Source organism: Streptomyces sp. NPDC048718, from assembly GCF_043198875.1.
In the GTDB taxonomy this organism is placed as follows: Bacteria; Actinomycetota; Actinomycetes; order Streptomycetales; family Streptomycetaceae; genus Streptomyces.
The window spans coordinates 434901-457793 of sequence record NZ_JBICVG010000003.1 but is presented as its reverse complement, the minus strand read 5'-3'; the positions used below and the strand labels follow the sequence as shown (position 1 = coordinate 457793).

The following is a 22893-nucleotide window of genomic DNA, read 5'->3' as shown; positions in this document are numbered from 1 at the left end:
TCACTGGTCAGGTCAGGCGCGCCCGGTCGCGGCGAGCGAGCGGACGGCGTCCGCGAACGCCTCGCCGCGCTTGTTGTAATTGGCGAACATGTCCATCGAGGCACAGGCCGGGGCCAGCAGGACCGTGTCCCCCGGCCGGGCGAGCGCCGCCGCCTCCTGGACGGCCGCGGACATCGCCCCAGTGTCGGTCCGGTCGAGGTCGACGACCGGGACCTCGGGGGCGTGTCGCGCCAGGGCTTCGCGGATCAGTCCGCGCTCCTTGCCCATCAGTACGACCGCACGCAGCCGCTTCGCCGACGCCTGGACGAGTTCGTCGAAGGACGCGCCCTTGGCGAGGCCGCCGGCGATCCAGACGATCGGGTCGTAGGACGCCAACGAGGCTTCCGCGGCGTGGGTGTTGGTGGCCTTGGAGTCGTCGACGTAGGCCACGCCCTCGATCTCCTCGACCAGCTCGATGCGGTGCGGGTCGGGCCGAAAGGCCCGCAGTCCGTCCCGTACGGCCTGCGGCGCCACGCCGAAGGCGCGGGCGAGGGCGGCCGCGGCGAGCGCGTTGGCGATGTTGTGCGGGGCCGGCGGCTGGACGTCGGCGACCTCGGCGAGCTCCTGGGCGTTCTTCTGCCGGTCCGCGACGAAGGCGCGGTCGACGAGGATGCCCTCGACGACGCCGAGCTCCGAGGGGCCGGGAGCGGAGAGGGTGAAGCCGATGGCCCGGCAGCCCTCCTCGACGTCCGCCTCGCGCACCAGGTCCTCGGTGGCCCGGTCGGCCACGTTGTAGACGCAGGCGACCGTGTTGCCCTCGTAGATCCGGCCCTTGTCGGCGGCGTACGCCTCCATCGAGCCGTGCCAGTCGAGGTGGTCGGGCGCCAGGTTGAGCACGGCGCCCGAGTGGGCGCGCAGCGAGGGCGCCCAGTGCAGCTGGTAGCTGGAGAGCTCCACCGCGAGCACGTCGTATTTCTCGTCGCCGAGGACGGCGTCGAGGAGGGAGACGCCGATGTTCCCGACGGCGGCGGTCTTGAGACCGGCCGCTTCGAGGATCGAGGCGAGCATCCGTACGGTCGTGGTCTTGCCGTTGGTGCCGGTGACCGCCAGCCACGGGGCCGCGTCCGGGCCCCGCAGCCGCCAGGCCAGTTCGACGTCGCCCCAGATCTCCACGCCCGCCTCGGCGGCGGCCCGGAACAGGGGCTTGTCGGGCTGCCAGCCGGGGGCGGTGACGACAAGCTCGGTGCCGGCCGGCAGGGTCGCGCCGTCGCCGAGGCGGACGGTGATCCCGGCCGCCTCCAGCTCGGCCGCCTGGGCCCGGGAGCGCTCGTCGTCGCCGTCGTTGACGACCGTGACGACCGCGCCCCGGGCGCGCAGGGCACGGGCGGCGGGAACGCCGCTCACGCCCAGCCCCGCGACGGTGACCCGCTTGCCCTGCCAGTCCGGCTGTTCGCTCACTTTTCGGATGCCCATCCCGCGTAGAAGATGCCCAGGCCGACGATGACGCACATGCCCTGGATGATCCAGAACCGTACGACGACCAGGACTTCCGACCAGCCCTTGAGTTCGAAGTGGTGCTGGAGTGGCGCCATCCGGAAGACCCGCTTGCGGGTCATCTTGAAGGAGCCGACCTGGATGACCACGGACATGGTGATCATCACGAAGAGGCCGCCGAGGACGGCGATCAGCAGCTCGGTGCGCGAGCAGATCGCGAGACCCGCGAGCGCGCCGCCGAGGGCCAGCGAACCGGTGTCGCCCATGAAGATCTTGGCGGGCGAGGTGTTCCACCACAGGAAGCCGAAGCAGGCGCCCATCAGGGCGGAGGCGACGACCGCGAGGTCGAGCGGATCGCGGACCTCGAAGCAGGCGTTCGGGTTGGTCAGGGTCATGGCGTTGGCGCACGACTCCTGGAACTGCCACAGACCGATGAAGGTGTAGGCGCCGAAGACCATCACCGACGCGCCGGTGGCCAGGCCGTCCAGACCGTCCGTCAGGTTCACGCCGTTGGACATGGCCAGGATCATGAAGAGCGCCCAGACCACGAACAGGACCGGGCCGATCGACCAGCCGAAGTCCGTGATGAAGGACAGCTTCATGGACGCCGGGGTGTTGCCGCGCAGATCGGCGAACTGGAGCGACAGCACGGCGAACGCGATGCCGACGATCAGCTGTCCGGCCATCTTCGCCTTGGCCCGCAGACCCAGCGAACGCTGCTTGACGATCTTGATGTAGTCGTCGAGGAAGCCGACCAGACCCATACCGGCCATCAGGAACAGCACCAGGACACCCGAGTAGGTGGGGTCCTCGCCGGTGATGACCTTGGCCAGGGCGTACGCGATGAGGGTGGCCAGGATGAAGGAGATGCCGCCCATGGTGGGCGTGCCCTTCTTCCCGGCGTGGCCGCGCGGGCCGTCGTCGCGGATGAACTGGCCGTATCCCTTGCGGGCGAGCAGCTTGATGAGCAGCGGGGTGCCGATCAGGGTCAGGAAGAGCCCGATGGCCCCCGCGAAGAGGATCTGCCTCATCGGCCGGCGACCTCGCCCTCGCCGGTGTTCTCGAGCAGTGCCAGGGCGACCCGCTCCAGACCCACCGACCTGGATGCCTTCACCAGGACGATGTCCCCCGGCCGCAGCTCACTGCGCAGCAGGTCGATCGCCGCCTGCGCGTCGGACACGTGCACCGACTCCTCACCCCACGAACCCTCGTTATAGGCGCCCAGTTGCAGCCAGGACGCTTCCCTGCCCCCGACCGCGACGAGCTTGCTGACGTTGAGCCGGACGGCGAGCCGTCCGACCGCGTCGTGCTCGGCGAGCGCCTCGTCACCGAGTTCGGCCATCGGGCCGAGCACCGCCCACGTACGGGATCCCTCGGCCTGTCCAGACCTGCCCATGGCCGCGAGCGCCCGCAGGGCGGCTCGCATGGACTCGGGGTTCGCGTTGTAGGCGTCGTTGACGATCGTCACGCCGTCCGGACGCTCGGTGACCTCCATGCGCCAGCGCGACAGGGTGCCTGCCTCGGAAAGCGCGGTGGCGATCTCCACGGCGGACATACCGAGCTCATGGGCTACGGCTGCCGCGGCGAGCGCGTTCGACACGTGGTGCTCACCGTACAGGCGCAGCGTCACGTCGCTGCACCCGGTGGGTGTGTGAAGCCGGAAAGCGGGCTGTCCGGTGGCGGTGAGACGGACGTTCTCGGCCCTGATGGCCGCTTCGTCCGCTTCGCCGAACAGGACGACCTTCGCCTGGGTACGGGAGGCCATGGCGCGGACGAGCGGGTCGTCGGCGTTGAGGACGGCGACGCCGCCGTCCTCGGCCGCCGGCAGGGACTCGACCAGCTCGCCCTTGGCCAGGGCGATCTGCTCACGGCCGCCGAACTCGCCGATGTGGGCGCTGCCCACGTTCAGCACGAGACCGATCCGCGGCGGGGTCAGCCCCGTCAGATAACGGATGTGCCCGATGCCCCGCGCGCCCATCTCCAGGACGAGGTGACGGGTCTCGGCGGTGGCCGTGAGCGCGGTCAGCGGCAGACCGATCTCGTTGTTGAGGGAGCCCGGCGTCCACACGGTGGGCGCGTGGTGCTGGAGGACCTGGGCGATCAGGTCCTTGGTGGAGGTCTTGCCGGCCGAGCCGGTGAGGGCGACGACATCGGTGCCGAGGCGTTCGACGACGAACCGGGCGAGGGCCCCGAGCGCGGTCTGGACGTCCTCGACGACGAGGGCGGGCACGCCGACGGGGCGGGTGGCGAGTACGGCCACCGCGCCCGCCTCGACAGCGCGCTCGGCGTAGTCGTGGCCGTCGACCCGCTCACCCGCGAAGGCGGCGAAGAGACTGCCGGGCTTCACCTCCCGGGAGTCGATGACGACCGGGCCGGTGACCTGGCGGGCCGGATCCGGTATGTCGTGCGGCTGCCCGCCGACGACTTCCGCGATCTCGGCGAGGGAGAGGGCGATCACTGCTTCATCCCTGACTGTTCTGGTGACGGTGAGCGTCGTCCTGGGTGCCGGGGGCACCGGGAGCACGTGGGGCGTCGGGCCGGCTCGGCCGGCGTTCGATCGCCTCGCGCAGGACCTGACGGTCGTCGAAGGGGCGGACGGCCCCGGCGACTTCCTGGCCCTGCTCGTGTCCCTTGCCCGCGACCAGGACGGTGTCGCCGGGCTCGGCCCGGGCGACGGCCGCGGCGATGGCGGCGGCGCGGTCGGCGTCGACGAGGACCTCGCCGCGTTCGGCGGCGGGGACGGCGGCGGCGCCGGTGAGCATCGCGGTGAGGATGGCGAGGGGGTCCTCGGAGCGCGGGTTGTCCGAGGTGAGGACGGCGGTGTCGGCGAGCCGGGCCGCCGCCGCGCCCATCGGGGCGCGTTTGGTGGTGTCGCGGTCGCCGCCGCAGCCGATGACGATGTGCAGCCGGCCGGGGGTGACCTCGCGCAGCGAGCGCAGCACGGACTCGACGGCGTCGGTCTTGTGCGCGTAGTCGACGACGGCGAGGAACGGCTGGCCGGCGTCGACCTTCTCCAGGCGGCCGGGCACACCGGGGACGGCGGCGACGCCGTCGGCGGCCGTCTTCGGGTCGATGCCGGCGGTGGCGAGGGTGGCGATCGCGGCGAGGGTGTTGGCCACGTTGAACGGGCCGGGCAGCGGGGCGGTGGCCTCGATCCGTACCCCTTCCGGGCCGACGGCCGTGAAGGTGGAGTCGGCCATGCCGCTGACGACGTCCTCGGCGCGCCAGTCGGCTTCCGGGCTGCCCTCGGCGGAGAAGGTGACGACCGGGACGGTCGCCTCGGCGGTGAGCCGGCGGCCGTAGGCGTCGTCGAGGTTGACCACGCCGACCCGGCTGCGCTCCGGGGTGAACAGCCGCGCCTTGGCCTGGAAGTAGTCCTCCATGTCGGAGTGGAACTCCATGTGCTCCGGGCTCAGGTTGTTGAAGACGGCGACGTCGAAGACGCAGCCGTCGACCCGGCCGAGCACGAGGGCGTGACTGGAGACCTCCATGGCGACGGCCTCGGTGCCGCGTTCGCGCATCACCGCGAACAGGGCCTGGAGGTCGGTGGCCTCGGGGGTGGTGCGCTCGGACTTGATGCGCTCGTCGCCGATGCGCATCTCGACGGTGCCGACCAGGCCGGTGGCCTTGCCCGCGCCGCGCAGTCCGCCCTCGACGAGGTAGGCGGTGGTGGTCTTGCCGGAGGTTCCGGTGATGCCGATCTGGAGGAGGTCCGCGCCGGGCCGGCCGTAGATCTCGGCGGCGAGGTCGCCCATCACGCCGCGCGGGTCCTCGGTGACGAGGACGGGCAGACCGGTCGCGGCGGCGCGCTCGGCGCCCGCCGGGTCGGTCAGAACGGCCGCGGCGCCGAGGCCGGCGGCCTGGGCGACGAAGTCGGCGCCGTGCGCGCGGGCCCCGGGGAGGGCCGCGTACAGGTCGCCGGGGCGGACGGCCCGCGAGTCGTGCGTGATGCCCGACACCTCGATGCCGCCTTTGGCGGCGGGAGGCTCGGTGCCCAGTCGTGCGGCGAGGTCGCCCAGGGGTGTGGGGCGCTGCCGCTCCGGGCGGGGCGGGGTGGTTCGGTGCTGATCGGCGTGTGACACGGCGGTGAGCGTACCGGGCTGACCCGCCGGGGGGCTAAATCGGTCCGTGGCGCCGCCGGGGTGCCCTTCCTGGTTCCCGAAAGGGGGGGTGATCGTTGTCACTGGTGCTCCCGGAGTGTCACGGCGTGAACAGGACCGGGAGCCGGGCGGGCCGGCTGCCGGTCGGCGGAACGTGGAGGGTCTTGAGCGAGAACTCCATGACCTTCTTGAAGATGGGGCCGCAGATCTGGCCGCCGAAGTAGCTGCCCTTGGTGGGGTTCTGGATGGCGCAGTAGACGGTGACGCGGGGCTTGTCGGCGGGGGCGAAACCGGCGAAGGAGGCGGTGTAGCCCTTGTAGCGGCCGAGTTCGGGGTCCACCCGGTTGGCGGTTCCGGTCTTGCCGGCGACCCGGTAGCCGGGGATGGCGGCCTTGGTGCCGGTGCCCTCCCGGTCGTCGACGACCGACTCCAGCATCCGGGAAAGGGTGGTGGCGGTCTTCTCGCTGACGACCCGGTTGCGCTCCGGCGCGGGCGCCGGTGTGAAGCGGCCATCGGGGCCCTTGGTGCCGCGGACCAGGGTGGGTTCGATGCGCGTCCCGCCGTTGGCGATGGTCGAGTAGACGGAGGCGGCCTGGACGGCGTTGAGGGACAGGCCCTGGCCGAAGGGGATCGTGTACTGCTGCGAGGTCGACCAGTCCTGCGGCTTGGCGAGGATGCCGGGGGTCTCGCCCGGGTAGCCGAGCCCGGTGGGCCGGCCGACGCCGAACTCGCGCAGGTAGTCGTAGAGGACCTTGTTGGACTCGGGCTGCGTCTTGCCGAGCCGGCCGGTGGCGAGGATGGTGCCGATGTTGCTGGACTTCGCCAGGACGCCGTTGAGGGTCAGGTACCAGGTGGGGTGGTCGATGTCGTCGTGGAACAGCCGGTCGCCCCGGTGCAGCCGGTTGGGCACGGTGACATGGGTGTCGGGGGTGGCCGCCCCCTCTTCCAGGACGGCGGCGATGGACATCACCTTGCTGGTGGAGCCGGGCTCGTAGGCGTCCTGGAGGGCGGCGTTGCCCATGGCGGTGGAGTTGGCCGCGGTCAGGTCATTGGGGTCGAAGCCGGGCGAGTTGGCCAGGGCCAGGATCTCGCCGGTCCGGGTGTCCTGGACGACGACGTAGCCCCGGTCGGCCCGGGATTCGCGCACCTGGTCGGTGATGGCCTGCTGGGCCGCCCACTGGATGTCCCGGTCGATGGTCAGCTCGATGTCGGAGCCGGGCACGGCCGGGGTGCCCTGGGAGCCGATGGTGGGCACCCGGCGGCCGCCGGACTGGGCGAAGCGGATCTTGCCGTCCTTGCCGGACAGCTCCTTGTCGAGCATGGTCTCCACGCCGCCGGCGCCGTGGCCCTCGGCGTTGACGTATCCCAGTATCCCGGCGGCGAGTTCGCGGTTGGGGTACACGCGCTTGGTGACCGGCTCACTGAGGACCCCGCCGAGCAGGTTGACGCCGTTGCCGCCGTTGGCGGGCGCGGCCTTCTGCTCGTAGACCTTCTTCAGGTCCTTGATCTGGTTCCAGACCTGCGGGGTCTGCTTGCGGGCGAGGACGGTGTAGCGGGACTTGGGGGTACGGAGTTTGGCCGCGAGTTCGGCGGGCTCCTTGCCCAGCACCGGCGCGAGGAGCGCGGCGGCCTGCTCGGGGGCGTCCTTGACCTTGGCGTCCTCGGGTGTGAAGAGCTTGGGGTCGGCGGTGATGTCGTACGCGTCGACGCTGGCGGCCAGCGCGATCCCGGCCCGGTCGGTGATCTCGCCGCGGTCGGCGGGGAGCGTGTACTCCAGATAGCGGTGCTTCTCGGCCTTGGCGGCGTACGCGCTCGCGTCCACGGCCTGGACCTGGAGCAGCCGGACGACGAAGACCAGCATGACGAGGGTCAGGCCGAAGGAGACCAGGCGGAGGCGGGGTTTGGGGCTGCCGAGCCGGATGGTGCGCGCCTTGGCGGCGGGACGGCGGGGCGGGGCCGGGCGCCGGCCGGAGCCGCCCGGGGACCTGCCGGACGGCCGGCCCGAGGAGCCCGCTGCTCCCTGACCGGATCTGCCGGAGGCTGCGGGGCGGCGCGGGGGGGCGGGGCGCGCGGGGCCGGGAACGCGGCGGCGCGGGGGCTCCTTGGAGGGCACGGGTCACCTGCCGGAGGTCGTCGGGGCGGCGGAGGCGGGCGGGGTCGTCGCGTCGGCGGCCGGGGGCTCGGGGACGGGCGCGGCCGGGCGGGGCGAGGGTTCCTGGGAGGGCGCGGGGTCCGGCGGGGCCGTGGGCGCGGGGGCCTCGGTGGGGACGCCGACGACCTTGCCGTCCTGGTCGAGGAAGGCGGGGCTGTCGCCGGGCACCATGCCGAGTTCGCGGGCCCGCCGCTCCAGGGCGTCGGGGGCGGCGCTGTCGTCCACGTCCCGCTGGAGGGCCTGTTCCTCGTCGGTGAGTTCGGTGGTCTTCTTCTTCAGCTCGCTGAGGTGGAACGAGCCCTGGTTGAGCGCGGAGTTGAGCAGCAGCAGGCTGATCAGGCCGCCGCCGAGCAGGGCCACGACGAGCAGGACGAAGGGGGTGCGGGCCGCCGTACTGGGCCCGGACGGCATGAGTTTGCCGAGCCGGGCGGCCCGCCCCTTGAGGGGGCTGCGCCCGCTCATCGCCGCGCTCCCCCGGCGCGTTTTTCCGCCGCGGGGCGTAGGGCCGCGCGCGGGGTCCTCACGCCTCGTCCTCCCTGATCCGCTGCGCCCCCCGCAGCCGGGCGGGGGCGGCGCGCCGGTTCTCGGCGATCTCTTCCTCCGTGGGGAGTTCGGCGCCGCGGGTGAGGAGCTTCAGACGGGGCTGGTAGCGCTCCGGTACGACCGGCAGGCCGGGCGGCGCGGTGTTCGCGGCACCCGCCGCGAACACCTGCTTGACCAGCCGGTCCTCCAGCGAGTGGTACGACAGGACGGCGATCCGGCCGTCCACGGCGAGGGCCTTCACGGCCGCCGGGATCGCCCGTTCCAGGACCGACAGCTCGCCGTTGACCTCGATGCGCAGGGCCTGGAAGGTGCGCTTGGCCGGGTTGCCGCCGGTGCGCTTGGCGGCCTGCGGCAGCGCGTCGCGGATCAGCTCGACCAGCCGGGCGCTGTTGGTGAACGGCTCCCTCTCGCGCTCGCGCACGATCGCCGACACGATCCGCTTGGCCTGCTTCTCCTCGCCGTACGCCCGCAGGATGCGGACGAGTTCGCCGGGCGGGTAGGTGTTGAGGACCTCGGCCGCGCTCATGCCGGTCGTCTGGTCCATGCGCATGTCGAGCGGGGCGTCCTGGGCGTAGGCGAAGCCGCGGTCGGCCTCGTCCAGCTGCATGGAGGAGACGCCCAGGTCGAACAGGACGCCATCGACGCGCGGGATGTCCAGCCGGTCGAGGACCTCGGGCAGCTCGTCGTACACCGCGTGGACGAGGGTGGCGCGCTCCCCGTAGGGGGCGAGCCGCTCGCCGGAGAGCCGCAGGGCCTCCTTGTCGCGGTCGAGGGCGACGAGCCGCGCCTCGGGGAAGCGGCTCAGCAGCGCCTCGCTGTGCCCGCCGAGGCCGAGGGTGCAGTCGACGACGACCGCGCCGGGGCGCTCCAGGGCGGGAGCCAGCATGTCCAGGCACCGCTGGAGCATCACCGGGACGTGTCGGTCGTTGCTCAAAGCGCCCTCTCAGATCCGGCGGAGATCGGGTACCACCGGCGAGCGGACAGGGGGCCGAGCCGTAGGTACCGCCGCACGTACGGGGAGAAACGGCGGGAGTCGCGCGATGTCTCCTGTGAACTTCGCGCCACTTTAGTCCACCGGACCCCCCGGTCAATCAACCGGCTGGCGCGTCGCCCGGTCCGGGAGGCGCGGCCGCCGATTCCGTACGGTTCACCCGTCCGGACCCGTACTGTCCTCCCTGTGGGTTGGCTCACAACAAGGTTCATTGACGCTCTTTGTCCGCTCTCACAGCAGGCTCGGAGGGGTCTCGGCCACTAACGTCGACGTCATGTCGACCTCTGCCTCCGCGCACTCCTCCGCCGCCGCCATAGACGCCACGAGCACCGAGGGCACGGTCATCGACCGGCTCGTCCGGGCGAACGGGCGCTACGCCGCCGACTTCACCGACCCCGGAATGGACGCCCGGCCCGTGCGCCGCGTCGCCGTGGTCGCCTGCATGGACGCCCGGCTCGACCTGCACGCCGCGCTCGGTCTGGAGCTCGGCGACTGTCACACCATCCGCAACGCGGGCGGTGTGGTCACCGACGACGTGATCCGCTCCCTCACCATCAGCCAGCGGGCGCTCGGCACCCGCAGCGTGATGCTGGTGCACCACACCAACTGCGGTCTGGAGTCCCTCACCGAGGACTTCCGGCACGAGCTGGAGGACGAGGTCGGGCTGCGCCCGGCGTGGGCGGTGGAGGCGTTCCGGGACGTCGACCAGGACGTCCGGCAGTCGATGCGGCGGGTGCGGACCTCGCCGTTCCTGCTCCACTCCGACGACGTGCGCGGCTTCGTCTTCGACGTGACGACGGGCCGGCTGCGCGAGATCGACCCGGCGGAGCCCGCCGAGACCACCGAGGCCGCCGAGGCCGCGTCCGAGAAGTAGGCACGGACGCGGGCGCAGGGGGGCGGGCGCGGGCGGGGCCCCGCGCGTCAACCCGCGCGCCACGACGACGTAAGACCCCAAACCCCGGCATTCCACTCGCAGTTGTCCCAGTCGTGTCACGGGCGAGTGACACGAACCGGTCCCGGTGACAACAATGCACGGTGACACCCCCCGGCCTCGCGCCGGGGGCAGGTGTCGGTGCTGCGAAAGGGCCGAGGAGGGCCGGGTGACGACCTTTGACGATCGAGCGAGCCTCACGGATCTGACCACCACAGCGGAGCGGATCCGCCGGTCGGTGGAGAGCGTGATCGAGGGCAAGCCCGAAGTCGTGCGCCTCGCGCTGACCGTACTGCTCGCCGAGGGGCATCTCCTCATCGAGGACGTACCCGGCGTCGGCAAGACCATGCTGGCCAAGACGCTGGCGCGGTCCGTCGACTGCTCGGTCCGCCGGATCCAGTTCACGCCCGACCTGCTGCCCTCGGATGTGACCGGGGTGTCCATCTACGATCAGCAGCGGCACGAGTTCGAGTTCAAGCCGGGCGCGATCTTCGCCCAGATCGTCATCGGCGACGAGATCAACCGGGCCTCGCCCAAGACCCAGTCGGCGCTCCTGGAATCCATGGAGGAGCGCCAGGTCACGGTCGACGGCCGGACGTACGAGCTGCCCAGCCCCTTCATGGTGGTCGCCACCCAGAACCCGGTGGAGATGGAGGGCACCTACCCGCTGCCGGAGGCGCAGCGCGACCGGTTCATGGCCCGGGTGTCCATGGGCTACCCCAGCCCCGAGGCCGAGCTGAAGATGCTCGACGCGCACGGCGCTCTCTCGCCGCTCGACGACCTCCAGCCGGTCGCCCACGCCCACGACGTACTCAAGCTGGTGGAGGCGGTGCGCGCGGTGCATGTCGCCGACTCCGTACGGCGCTACGCGGTGAACCTGGTCACCGCCACCCGTACCCACCCCGACCTGCGCCTCGGCGCCTCTCCGCGAGCCACCCTGCATCTGCTGCGGGCCGCGAAGGCGTCCGCCGCGCTCGCCGGACGGGAGTACGTGCTGCCCGACGACGTCCAGGCGCTGGCCGCCCCGGTGCTCGCCCACCGGCTGCTGCCCACCGCGCAGGCCCGGCTGAACCGGCGTACCGCCGAGCAGGTCGTGGACGACATCCTCCAGGGCACCCCGGTCCCGGCGACGGCGCCCGCCCACTCCGGGCCGCCGGCGCAGGCCGGACCGCACGGGCAGGCCGGACCGCACGGACCTCACACGCAGGCCGGGCCGCCCGGACAGTCCGCCGGGCCGGGCTACGGCCCCCGGCAGTCCGACACCCGGCGGCCGTGATGCGTACCGCCGCCGCCCCTTCGGAGCCCGCGGCGGACGCCGAGGGGGGTGGCCGCGGCGGGCTGCGGGCCGCGTTCGCCGGGCTCACCACCCGGGGCCGGTCCTTCCTCGCCGCCGGGGTCGCCGCCGCCGGCTGCGCGTACGTCCTCGGCCAGGCCGATCTGCTGCGGGTCGGGCTGCTGCTCGCGGCCCTGCCGCTGATCTGCGTCATCGCCGCGCACCGCACCCGCTACCGGGTCGCGGGCAGCCGCCGGCTCGCCCCGCAGCGGGTCGAGACCGGCTCCGAGGCCCGGGTCCATCTGCGGGTCGACAACGTCTCGCGAGTGCCCACCGGGCTGCTCATGCTCCAGGACCACGTGCCGTACATGCTGGGGCCCCGGCCCCGTTTCGTCCTCGACCGGGTCGAGGCCTCGGGCCGCCGCGAGGTGTCCTACCGGGTCCGCTCCGACCTGCGCGGACGCTTTCCGCTCGGCCCGCTCCAGCTGCGGCTCGGCGACCCGTTCGGGATGTGCGAGCTGACCCGTTCGTTCAGCGCGTACGACACCCTCACCGTCGTCCCGCGTACCGAGCCGCTGCCCGCGGTGGGCCTCGGCGGCGAGTCCAACGGCTACGGCGAGGGCCGGCAGCGGTCCCTCGCGCTGGCCGGCGACGACGACATCATTCCGCGCGCCTACCGGCACGGCGACGACCTGCGCCGGGTCCACTGGCGCTCCACCGCCCGCTACGGCGAGCTGATGGTGCGCCGCGAGGAGCAGCCGCAGCGGGCCCGCTGCACGGTGCTGCTCGACACCCGGGACCTCGCCTACGAGGGCGGCGGCCCCGACTCCGCCTTCGAGTGGGCCGTGTCCGGCGCCGCGTCCGTGCTCACGCACCTGCTGGAGCGGGGTTTCGCGGTACGGCTGCTCACCGACACCGGCAGCAGCGTGCCCGGCGAGGGCGCCGAGGGCTTCGCCGGGTCCGGCCACGACCAGGCCGAGACCGCCGGACTGCTGATGGACACCCTCGCGGTGATCGACCACTCCGACGGCGCCGGGCTCTCGCGCGCCTTCGACGTGCTGCGCGGCGGGCACGAGGGGCTGCTCGTGGCGTTCTTCGGCGATCTCGACGAGGACCAGACGGCGCTGGCGGCCCGGATGCGGCAGCGGCACGGCGCCGCCGTCGCCTTCGTCCTGGACTCCGGCACCTGGCTGACCGGCGGCGCGGTCGCCGGAGCCGTCGAGGACCGGGTCCGCCGGCTGCGGGAGGCCGGCTGGCTGGCGTTCCCGGTGGCCCCCGGCGACCGGCTCGCCGATCTGTGGCAGCTCGCCGGTGGGATGCCGACCCAGGCCCCCGCGGCCGACACGTACGGAGGCTGGTCATGAACGGGTGCGGGCGGCCGACACCGGCGGCGTACGGGGCGACGGCCCGGCCCCCCGGGGCGTGTTTCGAAAGTAGCTCCGTCCGCCCGAAGGGCGGGGCCTGCGGCGTCTGGTGCGTACGATCGCAAGGCGGAGGATCATCCTCGTACTGGACGTACTTGGATGACTCCGACAACGCAGCGTGGGGGCACCTCCCGTGCCCGAAGGGCCACGGGGGAGTGCGTGCCAGGCGTCGCGGGCCAGGAGGGACTTTCGAAACACGCCCTAGGGCCGGCAACACGTACGGAGGCCGGTCATGAGCGGACGCGGACGGCTGACACTGGCGGCGTACGGGGCGACGATGGCCGCGTCGGCCGCGCTGTTGCCGCTGGTGAAACCGGCGACCTGGATCTTCACGGCGGCGTTCGTGGTGGGCCTGCAAAGCCTGGTCGGGGCCCTGACCCGGCGGGTGCCGCTGGCCCGCCCGCTGACGATCGCCGCACAGCTCCTCGTGACCGTGCTCGCGCTGACGCTGCTCTTCGCCCGGTCGGAGGCGTTCTGCTGGCTCGTGCCCGGCCCGGACGCCGTCGACGCCTTCGCGCGGCTCTTCGAGGAGGGCGTGAACGACGTCGGGACGTACGCGCCGCCCGCGCCCAGCACCGCCGGCATCCGGCTGCTCCTGGTCAGCGGCGTCGCGGTGATCGGGCTCCTGGTGGACACACTCGCGGTGACCTTCCGCGGCGCGGCCCCGGCCGGGCTGCCGCTGCTCGCGCTGTACTCGGTGGCCGCCGGACTGTCCGGCGGCGACGCGGGGTGGCTGTTCTTCCCGCTGGCCGCCGCCGGGTATCTGCTGCTGCTCCTGTCCGAGGGCCGGGACCGGCTCTCGCGCTGGGGCCGGGTCTTCGGCGGCGCCCAGCGCTCGGGGCGGCCCGGCACCGCGGCCGGCGACGACGCCTCGGTGTCCGCGCCCGCCCGCACCGGGCGGCGGATCGGCGCGGTCGCGCTGGGCGTCTCGCTCGTGGTGCCGCTGCTCCTGCCGGGCCTGAGCGGCGGCTTCCTCGGCGGCCCCGGCAGCGGCCCGGGCTCCGGCGGCGGCAAGGGCGGCACGATCTCGGCGGTGAACCCGCTGGTCTCGCTGCAGAACAATCTGCGCCAGCCCGAGGACCGCGAGGTGCTCCGCTACCGTACGAACGCCGTCGACGGCAGCGGTCTCTACCTGCGGCTCGTCGCCCTCGACCAGTTCGACGGCACCTCCTGGAAGTCCTCGGTGCGCCCCGTACAGGACCTGCCCGGGACCCTGCCCCGGCCCATCGGGCTCTCCCAGAACGTCGACACCGGCGAGACCACCACCAATCTGGTGGCCTCCACGGCGTACGAGCAGAAGTGGCTGCCGATGCCGTTCCCGGCGTCCCGGGTCTCCATCGACGGCAGCTGGCGGTACGAGCCGGCGGGCCGGATGCTCGTCGGCGACAACGGCCAGAGCACCAAGGGCGCCCGCTACACGGTCACCAGCCTGGACGTACGGCCCACCGCCGGACAGCTGGCGGCGGCCCCGGCCGCCCCGGCGGAGCTGCGCCGCGAGTACACCCGGGTCCCGTCCTCACTGCCCCCCGACGTCCGCGAGACGGCCCTGCGGGTCACCGGCGGGGCCCGTGACGACTACGAGCGGGCCGTGAAGCTCCAGAACTGGTTCGCCTCGGAGGGCGGCTTCCGCTACGACGTGAACGTCGCCTCCGGCACGGGTGTGCACGCGATCTCCCGCTTCCTGAAGGACAAGGAGGGCTTCTGCGTCCACTTCTCCTTCTCGATGGCGGCGATGGCCCGCTCCCTGGGCATCCCGGCCCGGGTCGCCGTCGGCTTCATGCCGGGCACCCCGCAGCCCGACGGCTCGGTCTCGGTCGGCATCCGGGACGCGCACGCGTGGCCCGAACTGTACTTCGAGGGCGTCGGCTGGACCCGTTTCGAGCCGACGCCGTCGCGCGGCTCCACCCCCGCCTACACCCGCGAGCAGTCCTCCGGCGGCGCAACGGCCCCGTCGGCCCAGCCCTCGGCCGGTCCGACCGACGAGCCCTCGGCCGCGCCGAGCGACGCCGCGGGCTGCACCGCGCAGGCGAAGCACCAGGGCGACTGCGGGCCCGACCAGGCGGTGGGCGCGGCGGCCTTCGACGACGGCGGCATGCCGACGTCCCGGATCGTCTGGCTGGCCGTGGGGATCGTGCTGGTGCTCACCCTGCCGCTGCTGCCGCTGCTGTGGCGGACCCGGGTCCGGGCCCGGCGGCTGGGCCCCGCGGGCGGGGTCCTCGCGGTGTGGCGCGAGATCAACGACACGGCCTGGGACCACGGGGTCGCGCCCGACGAGTCGCGGACCCCGCGCGCGACGGCCGAGCGGCTGGTGCGCCGGGGCGAGCTGCCCGAGGACGCGGCCGAGGCCGTGCACCGGGCGGCGGGCGCGGTGGAGGAGCTCCTCTACGCCCCGCGGCCCCGCCCGGCGGACGGCCTGGCGGCCGAGGCGCGGATCGTACGGCGCGGCTTCCGGCTCGCGGCGTCCCGCCGGGTCCGGCTGCGGGCACTGCTCGCGCCGCGCTCGGCGGTACGGGTGGTCTGGGCGACCCGGGACAGGGTGGCGAGGCTGCGGGAGGCGGTACGGGCGCTGGTGCCCTCGGTGGGAGTGGGGCAGTGGCTGCGGACGCGGCTGCCGGGGGCGCGGGCTCGGGGTAAGGCGTCCTGAGCGTGGGTGGCCGGTAGGGCGAGGGCGGCCTGCGGGGCCGTGGTGGGCCTGCGGGGCCTGGCCCGGCTGCCGCCGGGCGACGGGCGACGGGCGACGGGCGGGGTGTAAGGCGTCCCGACTGGTCCGGCCTCCTGTGGGGCAGCCGGGGCGGGCCGGTGGGAGCGGAGCCGGTCGACCCGTGACGAGCAGGGCCGTACCTACATCCCCGTTCCTGACATGCGAGAAGGCCCGCACCGGGGGTGCGGGCCTTCTCGTTGTGTCAGGTGGGGCGGGTGTCAGTGGTGACCGCCCTGCTGTTCGTCACGGCGGCGCTGCCACCGGTCCTCGAGCCGGTTCATCATCGTGCGGCGCTGCCGGGCCTGCCGGCCACCGCCGGCGCTTCCCCGCAGCTGCTGCTCGCCCGGCTTGGGCGCCTTGCGCCAGCCGGTGACGGCCAGTACCGCGCACCCCAGCATGACGAGAAAGCCCACCACGCTGATGATCCAGTAATCCGGGGCGATCATTCCGGCCATGAGGAGCGCGATACCCACCAGGAAGCCGACGGCTGCCTGGTAGACCCGTCGCCGGGTGTACGTACGCAGCCCGCTTCCCTCAAGCGCTGTCGCGAACTTGGGATCTTCGGCGTACAGCGCTCGCTCCATCTGCTCGAGCATGCGCTGCTCGTGCTCCGAGAGCGGCACGGGGTCCTCCTAGTCGTCGGTCGCGGGGGCGACCGGTTCGCGGCCCTTTCAGGATAGGCAGGGAATCGCCCCCGTGAAACCCGCCCTCAATGCCAAATCGCCATCCGGGCCGCCATGCGAACCGGGTGGCGGGGGGTTGATTCCCCGGCCTCCTGCCCGTCATGCCGGATGCTGCTTCCTCGATCATACGGGGACGCGTCCCCGTATGGACGGCCCGCGCCGTACTCCGTCCGCCGTCGCGCCGCTGCTCAGGGGCACCGAGTGCCCGGGAGCCGGTACGGGGCCGGGCCGGGGGCGCCACCGGTCGGGTGGCGCGGGGTGCGGCGGGCCGGGGATCCACGACGGCCGGCCCGGGGCCCCGGGCCTGGAACCGGGTCGAGGTCCCCGGCCGGAGTCGGGAACCCCGGTGGGGTCACAGACTCCGGCGGCGGGACCGGGAACCGGGGCCGCCGGACCAGCCGGCCAGCGAACCGGCGGCCCGGAACCGCCGGACCAGGACCAGCGGACCCGGACCAGCCGACCGGCGTCAGCCCTGCTTCTCGCTCAGGACGTGCAGCTGGGAGGCGACCGCGTGGAAGGACGGCAGCTCGGCCACGGCGGCCTCCAGGCGCATCAGGGCCTCGGGGGCGGCGGGCTCGGTGTCGACGAGGACGCCGGGCACCAGGTCGGCGAAGACCCGGACGCCGTGGACGGAGCCCACGGCGAGTCCGGCGCCGGCCGCGAGGCCGGTCAGCTGGTCGGCGGTGAAGCGCCGGGGCACGGGGTCGCCCTCGCCCCAGCGGCCGGCCGGGTCGTCCAGCGCGTGCCGGGCCTCGGTGAAGTGACCGGCGAGGGCGCGGGCCAGTACGGCGCCGCCGAGACCGGCGGCGAGCAGGCTGAGGCTGCCGCCGTGCCGCAGCGCGGCGGCCGCGTTCCGGATGCCCTCGGCCGGGTCGTCCACGTACTCCAGGACCCCGTGGCACAGCACGATGTCGAAGCCCTCGCGGTCGACGACCTCGAACAGACCGCGGATGTCCCCCTGCACTCCCCGCACCCGGTCGGCGACCCCGGCCTCGGCGGCGCGGCGGCCCAGGGCGAAGAGCGCGTTCGGGCTGGGGTCGACGACGGTGACCCGGTGACCGAGACCGGCCACCGGGACCGCGAAGTTGCCGGAGCCGCCGCCCGTGTCGAGGACATCGAGGCTGTCCTTCCCGGTGGCCTTGACCTGGCGGTCGAGCGCGTCCTTGAGGACGTCCCAGACGACGGCGGTACGCAGAGAGGCGCGCGACGGGCGCGAGGTCGCCTCTCGGCCGGAGACAGCGGAAGGGTCCGACACGACTGTTGACTCCTCGGTGACAGGTACGAACACCTCCCACCCTATGGCCTCGGCCGTGTCCGGAGAGTTCCGCCCTACGGGCGGGCCGCGCCCGGCCACCCCTGTTCTCCGGGCCCGGCCCCGGTCCGTCCGCCCTGGTCACCCCCGTCCCCCTCGCCGAGTGCCGCCTGCCGGGGCAGCTCCGGGCGCAGGACGAGCAGCCGTTCGACGAGCCGGAGGAAGAGGGCGGCGTCCCGGAGCAGGTCGTCGGCGTCCCGCCGGCTCGCCGCGCCGGGGATGCCCGCCTCGGCGCGGGCCCGGCGGTCGGCGCCGGAGGCGAACAGGGAGCTCCACTCGGTCAGTTCGGGCGCTATCTCGGGCAGCACCGACCACGCGCTGCGGATCCGGGCCCGCCGGCGCGGATCCCGCTCGGGCCGGCCGCGCGCGGCGAGCACGGCGGCGGCGGTGCGCAGGGCGGCGAGATGGGCGGTGGCGTACCGCTCGTTGGGCACGTCGAGCGTGGCGGCCTCGTCGAGCCCTGCCCTGGCCTTGGCGAGCAGGTCCAGGGCCGCCGGCGGCGCCGAGGCGCGGCGCGGCACGGGGTGGATGTCGGTGGCGGGTCCGGTACGGGCGGGGGCAAGGCGACTTCCGGTTACGCGCCGCCGGAACGCGGCGGCGGACTGACCGGCCATGACGAGCCTCCTGTCGTCGGATGGCGGCACACGTGCCGTATGTCCCTATCCTGCCCACTCCCACTGACAACCCGTCCGGCAGACCGGCCCGCCTGTCGCGACGACACGCCCTACCGGCGTTAACCTCCGGCTGCGCGCCACGGCCCCGGGTCACCGGCGGTGCCGCCGGCCGCACGGCCGCACCACGTCCTCCACCCGGCGAAATGATGGGAATCCGTGTGACAGCGTCACTGACGTGCAGGAAGGTCGCTTCTCTCGAAGCGGGATCCGTCTACGCCTGGGAAACCGCGGAAGGCGCCGCCGGGAACCTCCTGATCGATCCGGGGGGATCGATCGCCCGCCCCTGCACACCGGAGGGAATCGCCTTCGGCGACATGCTCCTCGACAAGAACACCGGGAACATGGAGCACCCCGACCCGGACCCGGGCCTCCGCCGTACCTTCCTGATCGCGGCATCGGCGATCTTCCAGGAAGCAGGACGGTGGGGGCGGCTGCCCGACAAGATCACACGTACTTACTGGTAGGCGCACGGAACCGGTCGGTGAGGCCCCTCCCCAGAACTCCGCCCCTCCCGGACGAGGTCCGGGACGCGTACGAGTCCCTCGTCCGGGACGGTTTCACCAGCCGCCTCATCGGCAGGTGACACCCCGCCCCGGCGCCGCCCCTCCTGGTGCCGTCCAGGTCATCGCGAGGGCGAAGCCGAGGTCGTCGAAGCGGGCGCCGGGGAAGACGGAGGTGTACAGGGCGCGGAACTCGGCGCGCGTCAGGTAGCGGTCGGCGAGCAGGTGGTCCAGCCAAAAACGGCTGTGCCAGAAGCGGAGCTGGAACCAGGCGTCGCGCGGGCCGAGGCGGAGCAGTTCGCGGGGGAAGTTCCAGCGGGCGGGCCAGGTGTAGGCGCGGCGGGGCGGGGTCCGGCCGGGCCCTCGGTCGTGGACGTTGTCGACGAGGGCGACGGTGCCGCCGGGGCGGACGAGACTCCGCAGGTGTTCGAGAGCCGCGCGGTAGTCGTCCAGGTGGTGGAGCGTCGTGTGGCTGTAGACGAGGTCGAAGCCTTCGGGGTCCGTCAGGTCGAGCAGGTCCCGGGCGAGATAGCGCACCCGGGGGTGGGCGCGAGTGGTCTCGGCGAGGGCGATCAGAGGGTGGCTCAGATCCACGCCGACCACCTCGTCGAAGCGGTCCGCCAGGGCCCGGGCCGCGTGCCCCGAGCCGCAGCCCGCGTCCAGGGCGCGGCCTCCTCTCGGGTCGAGGCCGAGCAGCCAGGACGTGTTCCGGCCCGGGAGCAGGCTGACGAAGCGGTCGTAGTCGCGGGCGAAGCGGTCGAAGGAGCGGGGGTCGTCCGCCGGTGTCTTTCCCGTCATTCCTTGTTCGTACCGGGCGAACTCGCCGTACGGCAAAGGGAGAAGGCACCCTCGGCCCGCCCTGCCCCGGCTTCCGGGCGGTTTTGCGCGGGCGGGCCCTCCGAGGTAGCTTTTGAACTGACTGGTCAGTTCAAAAAGGATTCCAGGGGGGATCGTGACAACGAACCCGGACAACCCGGACGGCGCCGCCGTCATCGCGGACGGATTCGGCCTGAAGGGCCCGCGCGGCTGGGCGTTTCGCGGGATCACCTTCGAAGCGGCGCCCGGAAGTCTCGTCGCGATCGAGGGCCCGTCCGGCTCCGGCCGTACCTGCCTGCTGCTCGCACTCTCCGGCCGGATGAAGCCCACGGAGGGCCACGCCGACGTGGCCGGGCTGCGGCTGCCGCGCAAGATGGCGGCCGTACGACGGCTCAGCGCGCTCGGCCCGGTCCCCGGCGTCAGCGACCTCGACCCGGCCCTGACCGTCGCCGAGCACCTGCGCGAACGGGCCCTGCTCCAGCGCCGGTTCGACGGCTCCCTGAAGATGCTGCTGCGTTCGCCCGCCGAGCGCCGCGCCGCCGCCCGGGCCCGCATCGACACCGCCCTGGCCGCCGCCGGACTCGACCTCGACTCACTGGAGAAGGGCGAGCGCACCTCCGTACGGGATCTGGAACGCCTGGAGGCGCTGCGGCTGTCGGTCGCGCTCGCCCTCATCGGCCGGCCCCGGCTGCTCGCGCTCGACGACACCGACCTCAAGCTCTCCGACGCCGACCGTGAGAAGGCCTGGGCCCTGTTGCGGTCCGTCGCCGCGTCCGGCGTCACCGTGCTCGCCGTGTGCAGCGAGGCGCCCCGGGACGCCCTGCGGATCTCCACCACCGCCACCACCGCCCAGGACCCGGCGTCCTCCGGGCCGCGCGGCAAGCACGCCCGGCCCGAACAGCCCGTACCGCCCGTTCAGCCCGGACAGCCGGCCGGAGCGGACACCGTCCCCACCACGCTGACCAAGGTCGCCTCCGAGGACGACACCCCGAAGAACTCGCAGACCTCGAAGAACCCGAAGAGCTCGCAGAACTCGCGGTCCGAGAAGAACGACGCGGACGACCCGAGCACCACGAACGACACGAACGACACGACCGGGAAGGGAAAGACCGATGCGCTCGCCGAGGCTTGCCGCGCTTGAGCTGAAGCGGTTCGGCAGGGGGAAGCTCCCGCGCGCCGCGCTCGTCGCGATCCTGCTGCTTCCGCTGCTGTACGGCGCGCTGTACCTGTGGTCCTTCTGGGACCCGTACAGCAGGCTCGACAAACTCCCCGTCGCCCTCGTCAACGAGGACAAGGGCACCACCGCCGCCGGTCAGAAGATCACCGCGGGCGCCGACATCACCGAGAACCTGCGCGAGAGCGGGATCTTCGAGTGGCACGAGGTGACCGACGAGGAGGCCCGCAAGGGCGTCGAGGACGGGACGTACTACCTGTCCCTCACCATGCCCGCCGACTTCAGCGAGCGGATCGCCTCCAGCTCCGGCGACTCCCCCGAGACCGGCGCGCTGAAGGTACGGACGAACGACGCGAACAACTACATCGTCGGGTCGATCTCCCGCTCGGTCTTCGCCGAGGTGCGCAGCGCCGCCTCCACCAAGACCTCGCGGACCTTCCTCGACAAGATCTTCATCTCCTTCTCCGACCTGCACGACGCCACCGCCGAGGCGGCCAAGGGCGCCGGCGACCTCAAGGCCGGTGTCGACAAGGCGAAGGCGGGGTCCAAGGACCTGGCCGACGGTCTGAAGAACGCCAAGAAGGGCAGCGGCGACCTGGCCGTCGGCATCACCAAGCTCGACAAGGGCGCCACGGACCTCAAGGCCGGCTCCCGCGAGGTCGCGAACGGCACCCAGCGGCTCGCCGACAAGGTCAACGGCGAGGCCGCCAAGATCCGTCCGTACCTCGCCGACAACGGCAAGTCGATCCGCGACTCGGCCAAGCTGGTCTCCGACTCGACGGTCGCCGTCCGCGACAACCTGGACGACCTGGTGCGCCGCGCTCCCGTCGTCCGCGCCACCGCGCACCAGGCGGACGCCGATCTGTCCGCGTTCTACCGCAAGCAGTGCCTCACCGCCCGGCCCCCGGCCGCGCCCGTCGCGCCGCCCGCCGCCACCACCCCGGACACCGCCGCCGCCGAGACCGGCGCCCCGGCCGCTCCGGTAGCCCCGCCCGCCCCCGCCGTCGACGCTCACGGCTGCGAACTGCTGCGCAAGGCCACCGTCAGCTCCGGCGACCTCGTGAAGGTCGCCGATGACCTGCGCACCCTGGCCAAGGACCGCAGCGGCGACCTGAAGTCGCTCGACACCCAGCTCGCGAAGCTCAAGACGGACGCCGACGAACTGGCCCGCCGCGCCCCGCACCTGAACGAGGACGTCGAGGGCGCCATCAGGGACATCAACGCGCTGAACACGGGCGCCCACAAGGTCGCCGCCGGCGCGGCCAAGCTGAACACCGGTCTCACCGGCGCGCGCACCGGCGCGGCCAGCCTGGACACGGGTGTCGGCAAGCTGAACAAGGGCGCCGGCGACCTCGACGGCGGACTGTTCAAGCTCGCCGACGGCTCGGGCGAACTGGCCGCCGGTCTCGGCGACGGCGTGAAGAAGATCCCCGACTACGACCAGGAGGACCGCGACCGGCGCACCGAGGTGATGGCCGACCCGGTCAAGCTCGCCGCCCAGTCGCTGCACAAGGCGCCCAACTACGGCACCGGCTTCGCCCCGTACTTCATCCCGCTCTCCCTCTGGGTCGGCTCGATGGTGGCGTACATGCTCATCCAGCCGCTCAACCGGCGCGCCCTCGCCGCCGGCGCCTCCGCCTGGCGGATCGCCTTCGCGGGCTGGCTCCCGGTGGCCACGCTCGGCGTGTTCCAGGTGGCCCTGCTGGTGGGCGTCCTGCACTGGGGGCTCGGTCTGGAGATGGCCAGGGCCGCCGGCACCATCGCCTTCCTCTCCCTGACGACCTGCTGTTTCGCCGCCCTCATCCAGTGGATGAACGCGCGCTTCGGCGCGGCGGGACGCATCCTGGTGCTCGCGGTGCTGATGCTCCAGCTCACCTCGGCGGGCGGCACCTACCCGGTGCAGACCAGCCCCGGCTTCTTCAACGCCCTGCACCCCTACCTGCCGATGACGTACGTGGTCGAGGCGCTGCGCCGGCTCATCAGCGGCGGCGGTCTCGGGCCGGTCTGGCAGGGCTGCGCGGTGCTGGCCGCGTTCACGGTGGGCGCGCTCGCGCTGACCGCGCTGTCGGCCCGCAAGAAGCAGGTCTGGACGATGGACCGCCTGCACCCCGAACTGTCGCTGTGACGACCGCCCTTGAAGCGGACG

18 protein-coding genes are annotated in these 22893 nt (G+C 73.2%); 7 read left to right on the top strand and 11 right to left on the bottom strand.

Annotated elements, in window-relative coordinates; translation table 11 throughout:
• Nucleotides 1-12: 12 nt before the first annotated feature.
• From murD to rsmH, 7 genes are read right to left on the bottom strand one after another with little or no spacing between them, the layout of a single operon-like run.
• The gene (murD, locus tag ACGFRB_RS07685; protein WP_393240311.1) at nucleotides 13-1452 is read right to left on the bottom strand and encodes a UDP-N-acetylmuramoyl-L-alanine--D-glutamate ligase; all 1440 of its coding nucleotides are present in this window, start codon (nucleotides 1450-1452) and stop codon (nucleotides 13-15) included.
• Nucleotides 1434-2504: a phospho-N-acetylmuramoyl-pentapeptide-transferase gene (gene mraY, locus ACGFRB_RS07680; protein WP_361228382.1), complete on the bottom strand. Its 1071-nt coding sequence runs from the start codon at nucleotides 2502-2504 to the stop codon at nucleotides 1434-1436. Before mraY ends, murD begins: the two co-directional genes overlap by 19 nt.
• On the bottom strand, nucleotides 2501-3931 hold the full coding sequence (gene murF / locus ACGFRB_RS07675) for a UDP-N-acetylmuramoyl-tripeptide--D-alanyl-D-alanine ligase (protein ID WP_363012482.1): 1431 nt from the start codon (nucleotides 3929-3931) through the stop codon (nucleotides 2501-2503). The genes mraY and murF overlap by 4 nt, the downstream gene beginning before the upstream one ends.
• Nucleotides 3932-3935: 4 nt before the next feature.
• Complete coding sequence (locus ACGFRB_RS07670) at nucleotides 3936-5657, bottom strand: UDP-N-acetylmuramoyl-L-alanyl-D-glutamate--2,6-diaminopimelate ligase (RefSeq protein WP_393240306.1); 1722 nt, start codon at nucleotides 5655-5657, stop codon at nucleotides 3936-3938.
• Between the two features lie 16 nt (nucleotides 5658-5673).
• Nucleotides 5674-7686: a peptidoglycan D,D-transpeptidase FtsI family protein gene (locus tag ACGFRB_RS07665; protein ID WP_393240303.1), complete on the bottom strand. Its 2013-nt coding sequence runs from the start codon at nucleotides 7684-7686 to the stop codon at nucleotides 5674-5676.
• A gap of 3 nt (nucleotides 7687-7689) precedes the next feature.
• Nucleotides 7690-8187 (bottom strand): septum formation initiator family protein, encoded by a 498-nt coding sequence (locus tag ACGFRB_RS07660; RefSeq protein WP_393240300.1) that lies wholly within the window; start codon nucleotides 8185-8187, stop codon nucleotides 7690-7692.
• A 58-nt stretch (nucleotides 8188-8245) separates the two neighbouring features.
• The gene (rsmH, locus tag ACGFRB_RS07655) at nucleotides 8246-9202 is read right to left on the bottom strand and encodes a 16S rRNA (cytosine(1402)-N(4))-methyltransferase RsmH (protein ID WP_363012477.1); all 957 of its coding nucleotides are present in this window, start codon (nucleotides 9200-9202) and stop codon (nucleotides 8246-8248) included.
• 268 nt (nucleotides 9203-9470) lie between these two features.
• Here rsmH and ACGFRB_RS07650 point away from each other — a divergent pair, with 268 nt between their 5' ends.
• From ACGFRB_RS07650 to ACGFRB_RS07635, 4 genes are all read left to right on the top strand, one after another.
• On the top strand, nucleotides 9471-10133 hold the full coding sequence (locus tag ACGFRB_RS07650; protein ID WP_393240297.1) for a beta-class carbonic anhydrase: 663 nt from the start codon (nucleotides 9471-9473) through the stop codon (nucleotides 10131-10133).
• Nucleotides 10134-10359: 226 nt separating this feature from the next.
• Nucleotides 10360-11466, top strand: a complete 1107-nt coding sequence (locus ACGFRB_RS07645; protein WP_393240294.1) for an AAA family ATPase — start codon at nucleotides 10360-10362, stop codon at nucleotides 11464-11466.
• Nucleotides 11466-12827 (top strand): DUF58 domain-containing protein, encoded by a 1362-nt coding sequence (locus ACGFRB_RS07640; protein ID WP_393240599.1) that lies wholly within the window; start codon nucleotides 11466-11468, stop codon nucleotides 12825-12827. Before ACGFRB_RS07645 ends, ACGFRB_RS07640 begins: the two co-directional genes overlap by 1 nt.
• Before the next feature lie 292 nt (nucleotides 12828-13119).
• The gene (locus ACGFRB_RS07635; protein ID WP_393240291.1) at nucleotides 13120-15531 is read left to right on the top strand and encodes a transglutaminaseTgpA domain-containing protein; all 2412 of its coding nucleotides are present in this window, start codon (nucleotides 13120-13122) and stop codon (nucleotides 15529-15531) included.
• A 275-nt stretch (nucleotides 15532-15806) separates the two neighbouring features.
• Here ACGFRB_RS07635 and ACGFRB_RS07630 read toward each other — a convergent pair whose 3' ends face one another.
• The 3 genes from ACGFRB_RS07630 to ACGFRB_RS07620 all read right to left on the bottom strand — a co-directional run bounded on the left by ACGFRB_RS07630 (nucleotide 15807) and on the right by ACGFRB_RS07620 (nucleotide 18197).
• Nucleotides 15807-16211, bottom strand: coding sequence for a DUF3040 domain-containing protein (locus tag ACGFRB_RS07630; RefSeq protein ID WP_363011514.1), 405 nt, complete (start codon nucleotides 16209-16211; stop codon nucleotides 15807-15809).
• 526 nt (nucleotides 16212-16737) lie between these two features.
• Nucleotides 16738-17526, bottom strand: coding sequence for a class I SAM-dependent methyltransferase (locus ACGFRB_RS07625; protein WP_393240287.1), 789 nt, complete (start codon nucleotides 17524-17526; stop codon nucleotides 16738-16740).
• Nucleotides 17527-17600: 74 nt separating this feature from the next.
• On the bottom strand, nucleotides 17601-18197 hold the full coding sequence (locus ACGFRB_RS07620) for an SAV_6107 family HEPN domain-containing protein (protein ID WP_393240284.1): 597 nt from the start codon (nucleotides 18195-18197) through the stop codon (nucleotides 17601-17603).
• A 218-nt stretch (nucleotides 18198-18415) separates the two neighbouring features.
• Between ACGFRB_RS07620 and ACGFRB_RS07615 the strand changes: the two genes are divergently transcribed.
• Nucleotides 18416-18721, top strand: a complete 306-nt coding sequence (locus ACGFRB_RS07615) for a hypothetical protein (protein ID WP_393240281.1) — start codon at nucleotides 18416-18418, stop codon at nucleotides 18719-18721.
• A 105-nt stretch (nucleotides 18722-18826) separates the two neighbouring features.
• Here the strand turns inward: ACGFRB_RS07615 and ACGFRB_RS07610 are convergent, their stop codons facing one another.
• A complete protein-coding gene (locus ACGFRB_RS07610) occupies nucleotides 18827-19555 on the bottom strand; it encodes a class I SAM-dependent methyltransferase (protein ID WP_393240278.1) in 729 nt (242 codons plus the stop codon).
• 154 nt (nucleotides 19556-19709) lie between these two features.
• On the opposite strand from ACGFRB_RS07610, the gene ACGFRB_RS07605 reads away from it, so the two are divergent.
• Together ACGFRB_RS07605 and ACGFRB_RS07600 are read left to right on the top strand one after the other, a co-directional pair.
• Entirely contained in the window at nucleotides 19710-20714 is a 1005-nt protein-coding gene (locus ACGFRB_RS07605) for an ATP-binding cassette domain-containing protein (RefSeq protein ID WP_393240275.1), read from the top strand.
• Nucleotides 20686-22872, top strand: a complete 2187-nt coding sequence (locus ACGFRB_RS07600) for a YhgE/Pip family protein (protein WP_393240272.1) — start codon at nucleotides 20686-20688, stop codon at nucleotides 22870-22872. Before ACGFRB_RS07605 ends, ACGFRB_RS07600 begins: the two co-directional genes overlap by 29 nt.
• The last annotated feature ends 21 nt before the right edge of the window (nucleotides 22873-22893 follow it).

Excerpts from the sequence above, each read along its gene's own strand:
- ACGFRB_RS07660 (WP_393240300.1), bottom strand. The coding sequence starts at position 8,187 with ATGAGCGGGCGCAGCCCCCTCAAGGGGCGGGCCGCCCGGCTCGGCAAA.
- ACGFRB_RS07640 (WP_393240599.1), top strand. The coding sequence starts at position 11,466 with ATGCGTACCGCCGCCGCCCCTTCGGAGCCCGCGGCGGACGCCGAGGGG.
- mraY (WP_361228382.1), bottom strand. The coding sequence starts at position 2,504 with ATGAGGCAGATCCTCTTCGCGGGGGCCATCGGGCTCTTCCTGACCCTG.
- murD (WP_393240311.1), bottom strand. The coding sequence starts at position 1,452 with ATGGGCATCCGAAAAGTGAGCGAACAGCCGGACTGGCAGGGCAAGCGG.
- ACGFRB_RS07600 (WP_393240272.1), top strand. The coding sequence starts at position 20,686 with ATGCGCTCGCCGAGGCTTGCCGCGCTTGAGCTGAAGCGGTTCGGCAGG.
- ACGFRB_RS07610 (WP_393240278.1), bottom strand. The coding sequence starts at position 19,555 with ATGACGGGAAAGACACCGGCGGACGACCCCCGCTCCTTCGACCGCTTC.
- ACGFRB_RS07635 (WP_393240291.1), top strand. The coding sequence starts at position 13,120 with ATGAGCGGACGCGGACGGCTGACACTGGCGGCGTACGGGGCGACGATG.
- ACGFRB_RS07620 (WP_393240284.1), bottom strand. The coding sequence starts at position 18,197 with ATGGCCGGTCAGTCCGCCGCCGCGTTCCGGCGGCGCGTAACCGGAAGT.